Source organism: Flavobacterium pectinovorum (assembly GCF_900142715.1).
Lineage (GTDB): Bacteria > Bacteroidota > Bacteroidia > Flavobacteriales > Flavobacteriaceae > Flavobacterium > Flavobacterium pectinovorum.
Window position 1 is genome coordinate 851628 of sequence record NZ_FRBX01000001.1, and the last position, 17632, is coordinate 869259.

21 protein-coding genes are annotated in these 17632 nt (G+C 32.0%); 8 read left to right on the forward strand and 13 right to left on the reverse strand.

Translation table 11 applies throughout. From position 1 onward, the window contains the following. The first annotated feature begins 3 nt into the window (after nucleotides 1-3). The 5 genes from BUE22_RS03485 (at nucleotide 4) to BUE22_RS03505 (ending at nucleotide 4689) form a co-directional block, all read left to right on the forward strand. Nucleotides 4-720, forward strand: coding sequence for a response regulator transcription factor (locus BUE22_RS03485; protein ID WP_042564360.1), 717 nt, complete (start codon nucleotides 4-6; stop codon nucleotides 718-720). Between the two features lie 612 nt (nucleotides 721-1332). After that, a complete protein-coding gene (locus tag BUE22_RS03490; protein WP_073393730.1) occupies nucleotides 1333-2094 on the forward strand; it encodes a hypothetical protein in 762 nt (253 codons plus the stop codon). Beyond that, nucleotides 2084-3475, forward strand: a complete 1392-nt coding sequence (locus tag BUE22_RS03495; protein WP_073393731.1) for an RtcB family protein — start codon at nucleotides 2084-2086, stop codon at nucleotides 3473-3475. Before BUE22_RS03490 ends, BUE22_RS03495 begins: the two co-directional genes overlap by 11 nt. A 13-nt stretch (nucleotides 3476-3488) precedes the next feature. Then, nucleotides 3489-4178, forward strand: coding sequence for a peptide chain release factor H (prfH, locus tag BUE22_RS03500; protein WP_073393732.1), 690 nt, complete (start codon nucleotides 3489-3491; stop codon nucleotides 4176-4178). Further along, nucleotides 4165-4689 (forward strand): hypothetical protein, encoded by a 525-nt coding sequence (locus BUE22_RS03505; protein ID WP_073393733.1) that lies wholly within the window; start codon nucleotides 4165-4167, stop codon nucleotides 4687-4689. The genes prfH and BUE22_RS03505 overlap by 14 nt, the downstream gene beginning before the upstream one ends. 174 nt (nucleotides 4690-4863) lie before the next feature. Here BUE22_RS03505 and BUE22_RS03510 read toward each other — a convergent pair whose 3' ends face one another. The 8 genes from BUE22_RS03510 to BUE22_RS03545 all read right to left on the reverse strand — a co-directional run bounded on the left by BUE22_RS03510 (nucleotide 4864) and on the right by BUE22_RS03545 (nucleotide 12191). Beyond that, nucleotides 4864-5610: an acyl-[acyl-carrier-protein] thioesterase gene (locus BUE22_RS03510; protein WP_073393734.1), complete on the reverse strand. Its 747-nt coding sequence runs from the start codon at nucleotides 5608-5610 to the stop codon at nucleotides 4864-4866. 62 nt (nucleotides 5611-5672) lie between these two features. After that, nucleotides 5673-6593 (reverse strand): tRNA (adenosine(37)-N6)-dimethylallyltransferase MiaA, encoded by a 921-nt coding sequence (gene miaA / locus BUE22_RS03515; RefSeq protein WP_073393735.1) that lies wholly within the window; start codon nucleotides 6591-6593, stop codon nucleotides 5673-5675. Nucleotides 6594-6745: 152 nt separating this feature from the next. Further along, the gene (locus tag BUE22_RS03520; RefSeq protein WP_073393736.1) at nucleotides 6746-7588 is read right to left on the reverse strand and encodes an ion transporter; all 843 of its coding nucleotides are present in this window, start codon (nucleotides 7586-7588) and stop codon (nucleotides 6746-6748) included. A 31-nt stretch (nucleotides 7589-7619) separates the two neighbouring features. Further along, nucleotides 7620-8981, reverse strand: a complete 1362-nt coding sequence (locus tag BUE22_RS03525) for an exonuclease domain-containing protein (protein ID WP_073393737.1) — start codon at nucleotides 8979-8981, stop codon at nucleotides 7620-7622. Between the two features lie 84 nt (nucleotides 8982-9065). Beyond that, nucleotides 9066-9722, reverse strand: coding sequence for a YggS family pyridoxal phosphate-dependent enzyme (locus BUE22_RS03530; RefSeq protein ID WP_073393738.1), 657 nt, complete (start codon nucleotides 9720-9722; stop codon nucleotides 9066-9068). Continuing rightward, nucleotides 9713-10237, reverse strand: coding sequence for a hypothetical protein (locus BUE22_RS03535; protein ID WP_073393739.1), 525 nt, complete (start codon nucleotides 10235-10237; stop codon nucleotides 9713-9715). The genes BUE22_RS03530 and BUE22_RS03535 overlap by 10 nt, the downstream gene beginning before the upstream one ends. 12 nt (nucleotides 10238-10249) lie before the next feature. After that, nucleotides 10250-11137 (reverse strand): 3-hydroxyacyl-CoA dehydrogenase family protein, encoded by an 888-nt coding sequence (locus BUE22_RS03540; RefSeq protein ID WP_072971110.1) that lies wholly within the window; start codon nucleotides 11135-11137, stop codon nucleotides 10250-10252. A gap of 88 nt (nucleotides 11138-11225) precedes the next feature. Then, nucleotides 11226-12191 (reverse strand): Gfo/Idh/MocA family protein, encoded by a 966-nt coding sequence (locus BUE22_RS03545; protein ID WP_073393740.1) that lies wholly within the window; start codon nucleotides 12189-12191, stop codon nucleotides 11226-11228. Nucleotides 12192-12334: 143 nt separating this feature from the next. Here BUE22_RS03545 and BUE22_RS03550 point away from each other — a divergent pair, with 143 nt between their 5' ends. Next, nucleotides 12335-12976 (forward strand): protein-L-isoaspartate(D-aspartate) O-methyltransferase, encoded by a 642-nt coding sequence (locus BUE22_RS03550; RefSeq protein WP_042564372.1) that lies wholly within the window; start codon nucleotides 12335-12337, stop codon nucleotides 12974-12976. 28 nt (nucleotides 12977-13004) lie between these two features. Here BUE22_RS03550 and BUE22_RS03555 read toward each other — a convergent pair whose 3' ends face one another. The 3 genes from BUE22_RS03555 to smpB all read right to left on the reverse strand — a co-directional run bounded on the left by BUE22_RS03555 (nucleotide 13005) and on the right by smpB (nucleotide 15262). Next, entirely contained in the window at nucleotides 13005-14009 is a 1005-nt protein-coding gene (locus tag BUE22_RS03555) for a helix-turn-helix domain-containing protein (protein ID WP_073393741.1), read from the reverse strand. Between the two features lie 84 nt (nucleotides 14010-14093). After that, nucleotides 14094-14732: a DUF4136 domain-containing protein gene (locus BUE22_RS03560; protein ID WP_042564374.1), complete on the reverse strand. Its 639-nt coding sequence runs from the start codon at nucleotides 14730-14732 to the stop codon at nucleotides 14094-14096. Nucleotides 14733-14806: 74 nt separating this feature from the next. Then, complete coding sequence (gene smpB, locus BUE22_RS03565) at nucleotides 14807-15262, reverse strand: SsrA-binding protein SmpB (protein WP_073393742.1); 456 nt, start codon at nucleotides 15260-15262, stop codon at nucleotides 14807-14809. Between the two features lie 161 nt (nucleotides 15263-15423). On the opposite strand from smpB, the gene BUE22_RS03570 reads away from it, so the two are divergent. Then, the gene (locus BUE22_RS03570; protein ID WP_073393743.1) at nucleotides 15424-16062 is read left to right on the forward strand and encodes an outer membrane beta-barrel protein; all 639 of its coding nucleotides are present in this window, start codon (nucleotides 15424-15426) and stop codon (nucleotides 16060-16062) included. Between the two features lie 100 nt (nucleotides 16063-16162). Continuing rightward, the gene (locus BUE22_RS03575; RefSeq protein ID WP_073393744.1) at nucleotides 16163-16390 is read left to right on the forward strand and encodes a VF530 family protein; all 228 of its coding nucleotides are present in this window, start codon (nucleotides 16163-16165) and stop codon (nucleotides 16388-16390) included. Here the strand turns inward: BUE22_RS03575 and BUE22_RS03580 are convergent, their stop codons facing one another. Beyond that, on the reverse strand, nucleotides 16391-16945 hold the full coding sequence (locus tag BUE22_RS03580; RefSeq protein WP_073394265.1) for a DUF3575 domain-containing protein: 555 nt from the start codon (nucleotides 16943-16945) through the stop codon (nucleotides 16391-16393). Nucleotides 16946-17079: 134 nt separating this feature from the next. Then, nucleotides 17080-17628, reverse strand: a complete 549-nt coding sequence (locus tag BUE22_RS03585; RefSeq protein WP_073394266.1) for a GNAT family N-acetyltransferase — start codon at nucleotides 17626-17628, stop codon at nucleotides 17080-17082. Nucleotides 17629-17632 lie beyond the last annotated feature (4 nt).

Consider the following 17632-nt stretch of genomic DNA (forward strand, 5'->3'; position numbering starts at 1 on the left):
AATATGGAAAATAATAACAAAAGAATACTTTTAGTAGAAGATGACCTTAATTTTGGGGCAGTTCTTAAAGATTATCTAATGTTAAATGACTTTGAAGTTACTTTAGCTAAAAACGGTATGGAAGGTTTCGAGAAATTCAAGAAGGATGTATATGATTTATGTATTCTTGACGTAATGATGCCTTATAAAGATGGTTATACTTTAGCCAAAGAGATTAGAGAGAAAAATAGCGAAGTGCCAATTATATTTTTAACTGCAAAATCTATGAAAGAAGATGTGTTAAAAGGATATAAAGCAGGAGCTGATGATTATTTAAATAAACCTTTTGATTCAGAAGTTTTATTAATGAAAATCAAAGCTATCATTCAAAGAAAATCGGCTGATACAAAAGCAGAACAAGTTCAGTTTGAGTTTAATATTGGTAAATTCCATTTAAATTCTAAACTTAGATTTTTAACTTTCGAAAACGAAGAGCCAATAAAACTATCTCCAAAAGAAAACGAATTACTTAAAATGTTAATTCTTCATGAAAATGATTTAATGCCAAGAGAATTAGCATTAACGAAAATCTGGAGAGATGACAACTATTTTACTTCAAGAAGTATGGACGTGTACATCGCTAAATTGAGAAAATACCTAAAATCTGATGAAGATGTTGAAATTCTTAACATTCACGGAGAAGGTTTCAGATTAGTTGTTAAAAGCAAAGTATCTGAATAAGTTATAGAATAACAAACTAGTTCATCCAAAAAAAAGAAAGCTCTGAGAAATCAGGGCTTTTTTTATGTTCAAATTTTAGTTTACTGCTTAAAGATTTCACGTCAATAATACTTTTTGAGCATCGTTTGTCCTAGAATTGAAGTGATAAACGTTGCGAAAATTGGAATTTGGAATTTATTTTTGAAATTTAATATTAAGGTATAGTAGTTTGTTTTCCAGATACATAATTCTGTTTTTACATTTTTTAAAATTACCTTAATTATTTTAAAGAGATTTTTCTTAAAATAAATTTGGAAAAACAAAAAACAATTCTGAATATTTGCAAACGAAAAAATAATAATAACCCTTTAAAAACGAAGAAAAATGTTTGTACTTACATCAGCATCTCAAAGCTTCACACCAAACGAATTTGGTGCAGCGCTTCTTCGTGGCTTATTTCAATCTTAGAAAGTAATTTTTAGATATATAAAAAAGCCCGAAGACATTTAGTTTCGGGCTTTTTTTATTCTAGACACTTCAAATTTTCCCGAATAATCGATTTTTATTATTTATCCGTATGGATAAAATGCCGTAGCCAGTTTGGTTACTAATTTAATACGTTATAATTTTTTTATGGAAAATTATACAGTAGAGGAGTATGCTTTATCCTCTCGCTTTAAAACTAAAAGGAGAAAGAAAAGAGCAGTAAAAGAAGATTTTGAAAAACAATTAATTCAGTTAAGAAAGCTTGAAGATCAACTCTGGAAAAAACGTAGAGATTTACCATTAGTTCTATTAAAAAGTCCCTATCAAAAAGGTTGGCAACGCAATTTTGTATTAAGAGATGATATTAAAAGATCAAATGAATCTTCTTTTTACCAAATTTTACTGGAGAAGATAAATACGGTTCAGTATTCTTCTGAAAAATCTTTTAAGAAAAAGAAAAAGAGGAAAAGAAAACATGTATATGTTGAAAAACTTCAAACAGTAAAAGAGTTTTCTGAATCAGAATGGAGAAGTCCAAAATTAGCATTGACAGAAAAAGAGAAAATGCATTTTTATAAGAGGGAACGATGGTGTCCTAATTGTAAACGTTATAAAATTCATTATGTATTTAATGAACCATGGCGTTATGTATTTAGCGTTAGGCCCAACATGATAACGCATACTAAAATGGTTGATGAACTCTTGGAAAGTGAAATTCGAATTTTAGACAATTATATTGTAAATCATAATTTACGACACAAAATAAACAAATTAGTTCTGGGGAAAGCTCGTTTTTCGGGGTATTATCAATATGAAAACCCGAAAGAGAAAAACCCAATTAAAAATAAAAGCCTGCATGTATTGTATCAACAATATGCAGATGAAAATGATATAAATCATGGGAAATAAATTATCCGGAAAAGACCTGATTAAGTTAGGCTTTCCAAAAAACAATTCAATAAATATTGCTCTTGGGCAAATAAACAGATATAGAAAAAGAGAAAAAAAAGAATCCATTTTAGCAGAAGCCAAAGAAGTTTTGCTTCATCCTGAAAAATTTGAAGGGAACGGAACTTGGGGAAAAGTAGCTGAAGGTTTAATCAAGCCGGTTCAGGTTCGAATGCACCAGCTTAAAACAACACGTGCTCCTTTTACAATTTTTGGTGAAAATGAAATTGATCAGCAAGCAAAATTTCAGTTGTATGATTCTTTGAAATTACCAATTTCTGTTGCAGGAGCTTTAATGCCAGATGCACATTCAGGCTATGGATTACCAATTGGCGGAGTTTTGGCAACAGATAATGCTGTTATTCCTTACGGAGTTGGCGTTGATATTGGCTGCAGAATGAGCTTGTCAATTTTTGATTTGCCGGCTTCTCATTTCAAAGGAAAAGAACATCAGTTAGAAGCAATTTTAAAAGACAATACCAAATTTGGAATGAACGAAACACATGCCACAAAAGCTGATCATGATGTTTTTTATAAAAGTGAATTTCAGGATATTCCGTTGCTAAAGAATCTTTTGCCAAAAGCGTATAAGCAATTGGGAAGTTCTGGCGGGGGGAATCATTTTGTAGAATTTGGAATTGCAAAGATTGACAATCCGGAAAATGAATGGAAGCTAGGAGCCGGTGAATATTTCGCTGTCCTTTCGCATAGCGGATCACGTGGTTTAGGTGCTAATATTGCAAAACATTACACGTATTTGGCAACCAAACAATGTCCGTTACCAAAAAACGTACAGCATTTAGCATGGCTGGATTTAAACACACATGATGGTCAGGAATATTGGCTGGCGATGAATTTAGCAGGAGAATATGCCAAAGCTTGTCACGATGATATTCACAGACGAATTGCAAAAGCAATAGGAAAGAGGGTAGTCGTTACGATTGAAAACCATCACAATTTTGCATGGAAAGAAATCGTAAATGGTCAGGAATGTATCGTACACAGAAAAGGAGCGACCCCTGCGGCAGAAGGCCAATTAGGCATTATTCCAGGTTCGATGACAGCGCCAGGCTATATTGTGAAAGGGAAAGGAAATGCTGAAAGTTTAAATTCAGCCTCGCATGGAGCAGGACGTTTATTTTCGAGAGCTAAATGCAAAGCTACTTTTACCCAAAGTGAAATTAAAAAGGTTTTGAAGGCAAACGATGTCACCTTAATTGGTGGGAATATTGACGAGGCTCCGATGGCGTACAAAGACATTACAAAAGTAATGGCGAATCAAACGGATTTGGTTGAAGTTCTGGGAACTTTTACTCCGAGAATCGTTAGAATGGACCGCTAAAAAGAAATTAAAAATGGAAAAAATTATTCAGATAACGGCCGGTCGCGGACCTGCAGAATGCACTTGGGTGGTTGCCCAAGTGCTTAAAAAAGTGTTGGAAGAAGCTCAGGAGCAGCAATTGGAAACGACATTATTACAAAGAGAAGTTGGTTCTGAAAATGGAACTGTTGAAACGGCAACAATTGCTGTGAAAGGAAAAAATGCAGCAACATTTGTAAATTCCTGGATTGGAACAATTCAATGGATTGGGCAAAGTCAGTTTCGTAAAATGCACAAACGCAAGAACTGGTTTATTGGTATTTTTGAGATTGAACCACAAAAAAATAGTTCAGTTTCAGAAAATGATATTCAATATCAGGCCATGCGTAGCTCCGGTGCTGGGGGACAACATGTTAATAAAGTAAGTTCGGCAGTTAGAGCAACGCATATTCCGACAGGAATTGCAGTTGTAGCAATGGACAGCCGTTCGCAACACCAAAACAAAAAACTGGCAACAGAAAGATTATTAAAAAAATTAGAAGACGAAACTTTGCAACAACTTAAAAGTTATGTTGGAAAACAATGGGAAAACCAACTGAATGTTCAGCGTGGAAATCCGGTTAGGACTTTTACAGGAAGTGATTTCAAGAAAAATAAAGTGCTTAAAAGTTACAAAGGAATTCGACAGAAATTAAAAACAGATTTGAGAAATGAAAGCAATTGATAAATACCTTTTTCAGGCTTTGGATAATTACCCGTATTCGCTTGAAGAAACGATTGAATCTTTAGATTACGCTTTTTCGTATGATGCAAAAAATACGATGGTTTTGTGTTTGTACGGAAGAATTCAGGCAGAGCAATTATGGAATTATGAAGAAGCTAAAAACTATTTTCAGGAAGCTTTGGCTATTAATATTCATGCTCTTGAAGTTTATCCTTATTATTTGCATGTTTTAATTTTGAATGAAGATTACGAAGAAGCGCAAAAACTGATCGATTTCGCTTTAACCATAAAAGGAATAAATAAATCTGAAATTTTTGTAAAGAAAGCAATTCTTCTTGAAGCTCAACAAGAGTTTAAAAAGGCTTTAAAGGAGATTAAGAATGCTAAACTTACAACTTTACAGTTTGCTTTTGATTCTGATATTACGGAAGTAGAAAAAAGAATTAAAGGCAAAGTTGAGTTGCTTAAAAAGAAAAAGAAGCTGAAAAAATCGGAAAAGAAATCAAAGTGATTTTAATAAAAAAAGATGCAATTAGCATCTTTTTTTATTAAGTATAATTTCCTGCAAGGTTTTCAAAACCTTGTAGGTTTGTTATCTGGATTATGACATCGAATTTTAAATAAAATATTTTGGCAATTGTAATACCTACAAGGTTTTGAAAACCTTGCAGGAATGGATAGTAGTTTATTTCCAATGTAATTCTAAAGCAAAACATGTTTTTTCTCCTTTTGTAATGCTAAATGTCGCGGTTGTATGATCATCATCTTCGCTTTCGTGAATTACGACATTATCTTTAAGGGAAAGCTCTTTCATGAAGTTCATTTCAAAGCTTTTTACTTGTTGTTTTAAAATTCTTTTTTCATCAACGTGATCAAGGCACCACTCTAAATATTTTACGTTATTAACATGATTTACAATATCTAAATCTGATAAATAAACTGTTTTTTCAAAAACAGCTCCTTTTTCGTGATTGATATTAATTTTTGAAAACCCTTCAGTTGTGGCTCTATTTTCGGGAAACAATTCAAAATGTTCATAAGGCAGAGCTAAGGCTTCCGGACGGCGTAATTGTGTATTGAAAACAGCCCAATAGGTTTCGCAACCTACTATTTTTTTACCATTTACATACATTTCTAAGGCACGAACTGAACGGGAATTTTCTAAACTATTGATCCATGTTTTTACTGTAACAATATCCTGCCATTTTGGTAAGGCGCTAATTTCAACACGCATTCTGCTTAAAACCCAGGCCTGATGAAATTCCTGCATATCAAAAAAGCTGATGCCGCCAACTTCGGAATGTGCTGCAGCGGTTAACTGCAAAATATTACACAAATCGGTGTATTTTAAAAAACCGTTTGGGGTGCATTGCGTGAAATTGATTTCCCAGTCTTTGCTTAAAACCGATGTGAAATTTGGAGATATTGGCATTTTGTAATTTTAGATTTATTTTAGAGAATAGAATAAAGAGTAAAGAAAAAAGACTTTCGATTTTACTTTATAAGATTTTCTATATAATTGATTATATTTTTTCTGTCTGTCACGTAATCAAACCATTTAGTGTTTTCATTTCGTTTAAACCAGGTTAATTGTCTTTTGGAGAATCTTCGGGTGTTTTTTTTGATTTCATCTACAGCAAATGGCAGTGTGAATTCTCCGTCAAAATAACTAAATAATTCTCTATAACCCACGGTTTGCAATGCATTTAATGCTTTATTAGGATACAAAGTTTTTGCTTCTTCTAATAAACCTTCGTTCATCATAATGTCGACACGCTGATTAATTCGATTGTAAATCACTTGTCTTTCAGCTTCTAAACCAATTAAAACAGGAGTGAAGTTTCTATTGTTTTTCTTTTGATTTAGAAATGAGGAATAAGGTTTTTGTGTTCCAATGCAAACTTCTACAAAACGCATCATACGTTGTGGATTTTGTAAAGTTTGTGGATTTTCTAAATTTATTTTTTGAAAATATTCCGGATCTAAAAGTTGTAATTGTTCCTGTAAATAATTGATTCCGAGTTTTTCGTAATTAGAATTAACTTCTGCCCTTACGGAAGGATCAATTTCAGGAAATTCATCAAATCCTTTTAAAATTGCATCAACATATAAACCCGAGCCACCAATTAAAATTGCAAAATCGTTTGTTTGAAATAATTCTTCTAATTTTAAAAGCGCTTCTTTTTCGTAATCGCCAACAGTATAATTTTCAAAAATAGATTTATTTTGAATGAAATGATGTGTAGCGGATCGTAATTCTTCCTGATTTGGAACTGCAGTGCCAATCGTCATTTCTTTAAAAAACTGACGGCTGTCGCAAGAGATTATTTCGCAGTTAAAATGTTTTGCCAAAGCAATACTTAAGGCTGTTTTGCCTATAGCTGTTGGTCCGACAATGGTAATTAAGTATTTCATATTTTTTAGCCCAGATGGAAATGGAAACCCCGGACTTATGTTTGTTCGTTTTTTTTGGGATAAAAGAGCGACTTTAGAAGCTCCTTTTATGCCTTAAAAAAACAACAAAGATAAGGAGGAGTTGCAATGTACAGCTGGATTAGCTTCTTAAATTAATTATTTGGCAATTCTGTTCCACATTCGTAACAGTATTTTGCGTTATCAAAATGTATTTGTGAATTGCATTTTCTGCATGTTTTTTTTCCGCTCACGCTATTACTGTTTTTTAAACTGCTTTTTGCAAATTCTGCTGTAACGATTCCGGTTGGTACGGCTATAATTCCGTAACCCAGAATCATTACTAAAGCTGCAATGAATTGTCCTAAAGGTGTTTGTGGAGAAATGTCACCATAACCAACAGTTGTTAATGTTACAATTGTCCAGTAAATACTCATCGGAATACTTGTAAAACCAGATTCTTTTCCTTCTACTAAATACATTATTGAACCGATTATTATGGTGCTTATCAGAACAAAATAAATGAAAACAAGAATTTTTTCTTTGCTGGCGTCAATAGCTTCCCGAAGCTGAATTGATTGATGCGATATCTGCGGAATATGTAATATTTTAAATAATCGGAAGAAACGTAAAGCTCTCACGATAGAAAGTATGCTCGCTCCCGGAAAAAATATTGACAAATACATGGGTAAAACGGCGAGTAAATCTATAATTCCGTAAAAGCTAAAAATATATTTTACAGGTTTTTGAATCGAAATTATTCTTAAAATATATTCAATAGTAAAAAATACCGTAATGATCCATTCGCAAATAATAAGTTGTGTGTGGTATTTTTGATTGATTCCCTGAACGGTTTCCATCATTATCAAAAGAACACTTAACAATATCAATCCCAGAAGCACTAAATCAAACATTCGCCCTAAAATGGTGTTTGTGCCATAGAGAACAATCTTGATTTTTTCTCTGAATTGTTCGTATTTTGATTTCATTTTTTTCATAAACCACAAATATAATGAAAGTTTTTATTTGTTAAAAATGAAGTATTTTGACTGATTTGCTTTTACGAACGTAATTTTGAATTATGTTTTTTACGTCGCGATTGTTTTGCATTGGAATTAAAATATTTTTCAAGATGTCGATATTCATAATCTGATAATTCAAATCATAATAAGCATAGCCTTTATATTGCCCGTTTTCGATTAATACCGCACTTCTTTCGTTAACATTTCGTCCTCTGTCAATGATAATCATGCTTTTGTTCTCAAAACTGTGTTCTGATATAAATTGTTGTACACGGCTATTGTATTCTTCTGCACTAATTTCGCCAATACAGGCACCGTCGCATTCTTTTATTTTATATTGAAAACATTCTTTTTTGGCTTGATATAAACCTGTCAATTTTTGGCATAAATGATATTTCGCAGTGAATTTAAACAGCATATTTTTACCTTCTTGTAAAGAAATAAAGGATGTAATTTCTTTTTTACGTCCATCAGCTTTTTGAAGTTTTAGATTCAGATATCCGTTCGAATCTTTTTCGGCATATAAGGCAAAGGGAAAAAAAGTCTTTTTCTGTGATCGATTATGTCTTGGTCGATTTACTTTTATTTCTTCACTTTCTTTGAGTAACGCAATTAATTCGCTTCCGGTTTCATCATAAGTAATGGTAAAAACTTCTGCCTGAATCTTTTTGCTTTTGGTTGTAATTCCTGTAAAATGCTGATTTACTCTTTTTCGAATGTTTTGGCTTTTGCCGATATAAATTAATGTACCGCCTTCATTATAAATATAATAAATACCAGTTTTAGAAGGCATTTGCCCAACCAAATCCATTAATTTTGGAGATATCCCTTTTTCGACTTCGAGTTTTATAAAATCTTTTACAATTGTTTTTTCAAGATCTTTTTCAAGAAGCATTTTGAACAGCTTTGTTGTAGCCATTGCATCTCCGCTGGCGCGATGTCTGTCTGCCATGGGAATTCCGAGTGCGCGAACCAATTTTCCTAAACTATAAGAAGGCTGTTCAGGAATTAATTTTTTGGCAAGTTCAACGGTACAAAGTGTTTTGGCTTCAAAATCGTAACCTAAACGTCTGAATTCTGTACGTAAAATTCGGTAGTCAAAAGAAGCGTTATGAGCAACAATAATACAATCTGAAGTGATTTCTATAATTCGTTTAGCAACTTCAAAAAACTTAGGGGCAGAGCGCAACATGGCATTATTAATCCCAGTTAATTTTACCACAAAGGGCTGAATCGGAATTTCGGGATTTACAAGACTAATGAATTGGTCAACTACTTCGTGTCCATCAAATTTATAAATGGCGATTTCGGTAATTCCTTCTTCATTAAACTGTCCTCCAGTAGTTTCTATGTCTAGTATTGCGTACAAATTTAGTTTTCGGTATTCAGGTATCAGTATTCAGTTTTGTTGTAGAGGCGCACAGCAGTGCGTCTAGCTATAGTGGATTTTTGATTAGCGACCTCCAAAAATGCTGCTTCCAATGCGCACCATTGTGCTGCCACATTCTATAGCAAGTTGGTAATCACCGGACATTCCCATTGATATTGTAGATGCTTCTTGTAATGCATTTTTTTCTTTTATGGAATCAAAAATCGATTTTAAATGTTGAAATTCTTTTTTAATTTGGTTTTTATCTTCTGTAAATGTTGCCATTCCCATTAAACCTAAGGTACGAATATTTTTGAGTTCTTTGAACTCAGATGAAGAAATAAGTTCATTTAATTCGTTTTCGTCTAAACCAAATTTAGTTTCTTCTTCGGCAATATGTATTTGAAGCAAACAATCAATAATTCTATTATTTTTTAAAGCTTGTTTGTTGATTTCCTGTAATAATTTTAAACTATCAACTCCATGAATCAAATTTACAAATGGTGCCATAAATTTAACTTTATTCGTTTGTACATGACCAATCATATGCCATTGAATATCCTTTGGCATTTCTTCCCATTTTTCAGCCATTTCCTGAATTTTGTTTTCCCCAAAAATACGCTGACCGGCTTCGTAGGCTTGTATTAAGTCTGAAACGGGTTTGGTTTTAGAAACTGCAACTAATGTTACATGTTCAGGTAAACTTGCTTTAATGCTATTTAAATTCGATGCTATTGACATTTTTCTATTTTTTCTTGAATTCTCAATATAATTAGTCTTTCGTCTACAATTATCTTTTCATCCTTAAATTTCTTAAATTCATTGAAGATTTGTATTATTCCTTCGTCAGAATATGTTTCGAATGAATTTATGATGTAATTATCTTTTTTGTTTTTTATTTTTAGATAAAAAATTGCAGCACGTAATCCTTGCCTAGTAGAGCCACTACTCTGGATTTCGATAGAAGTTTCTTTTATATTTAGTGATTTTAACCATTTCGTATTAAATGTTTCACCATTTATAATAATCCTATTTTCCTCAAAAGTTATTAAATCAACATTACTTTTGCTTCTGTTAATAATTATAAAGCCACAGATTGCTAACAGAAACAACCCAATTGTAATTGTATAAAATTTTGAAAGATTAAAAAATATAATTAGAGATGAATAAATACCGAATTCAATTAGGAATGCCAAATTTCTTAATGTAAAAAGGCGTTGATTGAAATTTTTATATTCACTCTCAAATGTTATCATATTTAAAGATTTTTAAACAAACTGCTTAGAAATTTTCTCAGCCTTTTTACTTTCACTGTAATCATAAAAACCTTCTCCGGATTTCACTCCTAATTTTCCGGCTCTAACCATATTAACCAACAATGGGCAAGGCGCATATTTCGGGTTTTTGAAACCTTCGTACATTACATTTAAAATGGCAAGACAAACATCAAGACCAATAAAATCAGCTAATTGAAGCGGTCCCATTGGGTGTCCCATTCCTAATTTCATTACCGTATCAATTTCGTAAACGCCGGCAACTTTATTATATAACGTTTCAATGGCTTCGTTTAGCATAGGCATCAAAATTCTGTTTGCTACAAAACCAGGATAATCGTTTACTTCAACAGGAGTTTTTCCTAGTTTTACAGACAAATCCATGATAATTTTAGTCACTTCATCGCTGGTATTGTATCCGCGAATGATTTCTACTAATTTCATAATTGGCACCGGATTCATAAAATGCATTCCGATAACGCGTTCAGGATGTGCAACTACAGCTCCAATTTGTGTAATGGATATTGAAGAAGTATTCGTCGCTAAAATTGTATTATGAGAACAAGCTTCGTTTAATTGTTTGAAGATATTTAGTTTTAACTCTACATTTTCTGTAGCGGCTTCAACAACCAAATCAACACCAACAACTCCGTCTTTAATATCAGTATAGGTAATAATATTGGTGATAGTTTTTGCAACATCTTCCTGAGTAATGGTTCCTTTAGACAACATTCTGTCTAAATTAGCGGCAATAGTTGCCATTCCTTTATCTAAAGATTTTTCAGAAACATCTATTAATTTTACGGTAAAACCACTTTGTGCAAAAGTATGAGCAATTCCGTTACCCATTGTTCCTGCACCAATTACAGCTATAGTTTTCATTTTATATATTGGTATTATATTTATGATTTAGCCACGAATTCACCAATTAAGTAGTGAATTCGTGGCTATTTTTATTTTTGATATTATATTATTTATCGAAACAATCAATAATCTGATAAGCAACTCTTAAAGCATCTGTAGCTTGTTCTAGTGTAACTACAGGTGTTGTATTTGTATTGATAGCATTTGCAAATGATTCTAATTCATCAAGAATTGCATTATTTTGCTCAACATCAGGATTTGTAAAATAGATTTGTTTTTTTACACCTTCGGCATTTTGCAGAATCATATCAAAATCTCCCGGAATTTCCGGCGCGTCTTTCATACGAACGACTTCACATTTTTTCTCTAAAAAGTCAACAGAAATGTAAGCATCTTTTTGAAAGAAACGTGTTTTACGCATGTTTTTCATCGAAATTCTACTTGCTGTTAAATTGGCAACACAGCCATTTTCGAATTCAATTCTGGCATTGGCAATATCCGGAGTATCGCTAATTACAGAAACTCCGCTGGCGTGAATATCTTTTACTTTTGAATGTACAACACTCAAAATAGCATCAATATCGTGAATCATTAAATCCAAAACCACAGGAACATCTGTACCACGCGGATTAAACTCAGCCAAACGATGTGTTTCTATAAACATCGGATTTTCGATCATGTTTTTTGTAGCAATAAATGCAGGGTTAAAGCGCTCAACATGACCAACTTGCCCTTTTACGTTGTATTCTTTGACTAAAGCAATAATTTCTTCAGCTTCTTCAACAGTATTGGCGATTGGTTTTTCTATAAAGATATGTTTTCCTGATTTGATGGCCACTTTTGCACATTTATAATGAGAAAGCGTTGGCGTTACAATATCGATTACATCCACAGCGTGGATTAATTTTGCAATTGTGCTGAAGTTTTTATAGCCAAATTCTTTTGAAATTCTTTCGGCATTTTCCTGATTTTCGTCGTAAAATCCAACTAATTCGTATTTGTCAGATTGTTGTAATAAGCGTAAATGTATTTTACCAAGATGACCAGCACCTAAAACTCCTACTTTTAACATGAGAATGTATTTTAAACAAAAATATAATTTATTTGTTGAACGTGAAAATGAATGTAGTAAAGATTTAGCGATTTAATAATTAAAAATCAATATTTGATTTAGTATTTAGTTTATTAATTTTACCAAAATAAAATAAACCTATTTTGAAAGACACTGCCAAACATCAAGGACTTCGTAATCAATTAGTAAGCACTTTAGAACAAAAGGGCATTACTGATAAAGCAGTTTTGGATGCGATAAAAAAAATCCCAAGACACCTTTTTTTAAATTCAAGTTTTGAAGATTATGCTTATCAGGATAAGGCATTTCCTATAGGAGCGGGACAAACTATTTCGCAGCCTTATACAGTTGCATTTCAATCACAATTATTAGAAGTAAAAAAGGATCATAAAATCTTGGAAATTGGTACCGGATCTGGCTACCAAACCGCTGTTTTGTTTATGCTTGGCGCTAAAGTTTATAGTATAGAAAGACAAAATGAATTGTTTAAAGCAACTTCTAACTTGTTTCCAAAGTTAAATATTCGTCCAAAACATCTTTCGTTTGGAGACGGCTATAAAGGTTTGCCAAATCATGCTCCGTTTGATAGTATTATCGTTACGGCGGGTGCACCTTTTATTCCCCAGCCTTTAATGGCACAATTAAAAATAGGAGGGAGGCTTGTTATTCCGTTAGGTGAAGACGTGCAGATTATGACATTGTTAATTCGTAAAAATGAAACGCAATTCGAAAAACATGAATTTGGAGAGTTTCGATTTGTTCCTTTATTAGAAGATAGAAATTAAAGAGAAAGCCCATTTAGTAGGGCTTTTTTTATTGCGTTATTATTTGTAAAGCCCGGTTTAGGCTTTCTTTTTCAATTCTGAGTATATAATTTATGAAAATAGATTTATCATTCTTGGCTTGACTTTCTTCCAAAATAGATAAATATTCATTTTTGCTGTTTTGATCTTCTTCAATTGACGTAAACGCATAATTATTTTGAAGTAAAATCCAATTTAAAATCAAATTCGCCATTTGAAGATTTCCTTTTTCAAATGGATTTATTTCCAGTATTTTTAAATACACTTCACATGCAAAAATTGTGGGATGAAAATTGTTTTTATTTGTTTCACACCAATTAAAGAGCAAATTCATTTCGCGTGTAATCAATGGATCATCTTTGTACTTTCCTGTTTCAGATTCAATTCCTCTAAAAATTAAATTATGAATAGTGAGAAAATCTTTTTCGTTGAAATGTGTTTTCTTTTGGCTTAAATCTCTGATATATAATGTGGCTTCTTGAAAGTTAATAGCTTCAAGATGATTTTGTATACTTTTCCCCGTGATAGTCAACCCATCGTTTATAACAGATTTAGTTTCTTCCAGTGTTAAAGAATTTCCATTTAAAGAAATACTTTTAAAAATAAATTCTAATTCTAAAGTCTTTGAAATTTGTCGTAATTCAAAATGATTAAAGGATTGTAGTTTATTTTTTAATACTTCAATTTCATCTAAAATAGTTTGTACAGAAGATATAATTATAGCATTTATTTCTTTTTTAGTATTTTGAATTTCCTGTTCTGCTAAAATCAGAGCTTTTAATGCAAACTCATCATCGCCAATCTCATAAAGAATTTTTTCTTTAAGCCAGGCAGTCATTATAGTTTCATAATCAATTTCTAAAAGTTGAGACAGTTTTAAAATTTGATCCTTTGTTGGTTTTCGTGTTCCCGATTCAAATTTGCTAATCAATGCCTGATCAATACCAAGAAGTTGTGCCACTTCGCGAGTTTTTAATCGTTTTTGTTCCCGTGCAATTTTTAAAAGTGATTTCATTTTGATGAAAATTTAAGTCTTGACAAGTTTAGTCATTTTTAAATGTACAAAAAAAGCAATATTTTATTATTGCTTTGTGTAATTTTATTTTGGAGGCAAAGAACCGTCTTTTCTCATTTCAGCAACAACTGCTTGCATAATAGCATCAACAGTTTGTCCTAAATCTGTCACATATTCTGATTTTGTTGTTCCTGTCCAGATCAGTTTATTTTCTTTTAATGAAAAAATATTGGTTTCGACCATATACGATGTGGTTTCCTGATAATATCCCGGATCATAAAAACTAGGAGAATACATTCCGTACCAATTTCCGAAACCGTAACCATAGACATTTGTATACATTCCGTCAAAACCCCCGTAATACATTCCGGTATAAGTTCCCGGAACATAATTGGTTTCTTTTTCAGTGCTTACTAAGCGCATTGTAATCACTCCGTCGAAATTCTCATCTTGCAGGATTTTTAATTTTTGCTCTTTAGTAAGTTGAGAAGTACTTTCGTTTAGATATTGATATGAAGTTTTAAAAATTTCATTACTGGCAGCAATTCTATTTTCTGCCGTTCTTCTTGAAGCTTCATCTTTTACCAGAACAACGACCAAAACTTTTTTAAAATGTTCCTGAGCCACAGTAATTTTAGGATCTCTCCAACTACTTACAATAGAAGTATTACTGCCACAACCTGAAAGTATAATAGCAGCCAATAGAATTAAGTACTTTTTCATATTTTACTAATTAGATTTATTGTAGTAAAAATAAGATAAAATATTTTAAAATTACTCTTTTATAGTAATTAGATTTAGTTGTAAGCTTTTTTAATTCTGTCTAAATCTCTTTTCGTGTCTTGCTCTTTAAGAGATTCACGTTTGTCGTAGTTTTTCTTTCCTTTACAAAGACCAATTTGCAGTTTAGCAAGACCTTTTTCGTTGGTAAACAATTTTAACGGAACAATAGTTAATCCTTTTGCCTGAACACTTTTATGAAGGCTTTTTAATTCTTTTTTATTTAAAAGCAGTTTTCGCTCACTTCGGGATTTATGATTGAATTGATTTCCAAACGAATATTCTTCGATATAAGTATTAATAGCAAAAAGTTCCAGGTTACTAAATTCGCAAAAACTTTCTGTAATATTGGCTTTTCCTAATCGTATAGATTTAATTTCTGTACCGGATAAAACTATTCCGGCAGTATAAGTGTCGATTATCTCATAATCAAATCGAGCTCTTTTATTAAGTATATTGACTGTTTTTAACATAGTGTGCAAATGTAAAACAAAATTGAAAACTTTAGTAGTCCTAAGTTAATTAAAAATGGGAATATAAGATAATTAAAGATTTTTTTTAATCTATGATTTTAATCATTTTATAGGAAAAGCCTTCCTGCTAAGTTTGTTAAATAATTTAACAAAACTTTAAAATGAAAAAAATTGTAACATTAATCAGTATTGTATTAGTAGGTTTAACCGCAAAAGCTCAGGAAACCGGTCAGGGATTAAAAGGCGCCTGGTTTGCAACATCTCAATTTGGTTATCAGCAAACTAAAACCGCAGATAAAAAAAATACAAGTTTATCTGTTTTACCAATTGTAGGTACATTTGTGACCCCTTCGGTAGCTGTTGGAGCTGCTTTTGGATATATTAATATTAAAGCTGATTCAGAGGCTGGAACTGCAGCGAAAACAGATTTAATTGTTGTTGAGCCATTAGCAAGAAAATATTGGAATGTAGCTGGTTCATTATATTTCTTTGGCCAGTTGGCTTTGCCTGTTATTACTGGGAAAGAAAAGGAAAGTGACTTAAAAGTAAATCAATTTGGTTTGTCTCTTTCAGGAGGATTTGATTATTTCGTAACGAAAAATTTTTCAGTCGAGTTCTCTTATGATTTGGCCAATTTTACTTCTACAACCCTTGATCCTAAAATTGGTGAAAAAACTACAGTTACTAATTTTGGATTAGCGCATGTGGCAAATGTAGACCCATTTTATAATACAGCATTGGCAGGAAGTAATCCAAATCTAACTTCTCCACTTTCTGTCGGATTTAAATTTATATTCTAATAGTAGTAGATTGAATTAAATTTGAAATCATTAATTTTGTAAAATGAAAAGACCATACTTTTTGGAGTATGGTCTTTTTTAATATTATAAAAGTAAAAAAATGCAAAATCAATCTAAAGATCCCTTACACGGAGTTACTCTTCAAAAAATAGTAGAAACATTAGTAGAATATTATGGTTTTGATACCTTATCAGAATTAATTCCTATAAAATGTTTTACTTCAAATCCGAGTATAAAATCAAGTTTAACCTTTTTAAGAAAAACGGACTGGGCACGCAAAAAAGTAGAAGATTTATATCTAAAAACACTACCTAAGTTGGCAAAGTAATTATAATTTATACGAAATCATTACTCCTCCACGATATGGCAACCATTCACCACTTTTGTTCCAATGCGCCGCCGTTTCATATCTTCCCGGAGTTCCATCATTGTAATATCCATGATAAAATCCTTGGTGCCAGCCACCTCCGGCAAAAATATCTATAAGAAATTTATCATTTAGTTTGATGTTATACCCAACTGAAACACCCAGGCGGTAACCAAAGCCATGTTCATATTTATTTGAGTCAAAATAATTCCATTTTTGGATTTCATAAAAATCAGGTCCGGCATGTCCGCCAACATAAAATCCGTTGTATTTTTCTTTAAAATGATAACGAAGTTCAGGAGTTAAAGTATAAAACTTCATTGGGTTATGACCGTTGAAAGATTCCCAAAAAGAAGCCATAACATCTACACTAAAAGTAAGTTTTTCTCCAACGCTTGTTTCAACTCCAATATTAGGTATGCCTACTATAGCCGTGGCGGCATTGAATTTAATATAAGTCTGACTTTGTGATTGAATAGAAAAGAAAAGAACAAACAGAACAAGTAATTTTTTCATAAACAAGATTTTCATAGTGATAAATAAGTTTTTTAAACTTATTTCGGGTGCAAATATAACGCAACAAATACTTGCTGTATGTTAAAAAAAACAGAGTATTTCATTATATTTTTTGAAATAAAATCTTTAAAAGTTTACTTGTCTAACAATGAGTAAATTACTTTGTCCAGAAAGCGACCTTCATAAAATTCAGATTCTTTAAAATGAGCTTCTTTAATAAAACCGCATTTTTGCAAAACTTTTTCTGACGCAAAGTTTTCCGGATCGATAACAGCTTCTATAGAGTGCAATTTTAAATCATCAAAACCATATCTGTTTAACCTGTTTACGGCTTCAGGAATAATACCTTTTCCATGAAAATCAGGCAATAACATATATCCAATTTCAGCGCGATAATTTTCTGGCTGCATCCTGTAAAAACCAATGATTCCTAATAGTTTAGGACTTTCTTTTAAAGTAATTGCCCAATTGATTCCAACATTGGTTTCAATTTTTTCTTCGATCATGGCAATATGTGCGAGTGCATCTTCGGTATTTTTTACCAAAGGTCTCGGAATGTATTTCATAGTTTCCGGATTCGAACGCAATTCAAAAATTTCGTTTGCGTCGTCATTCGTAATTCTTCTTAAAAGTAAACGTTCGGTTTCTATAGTTGGAAATGGAGAAAAGTTAAAATCCAGCATTTTT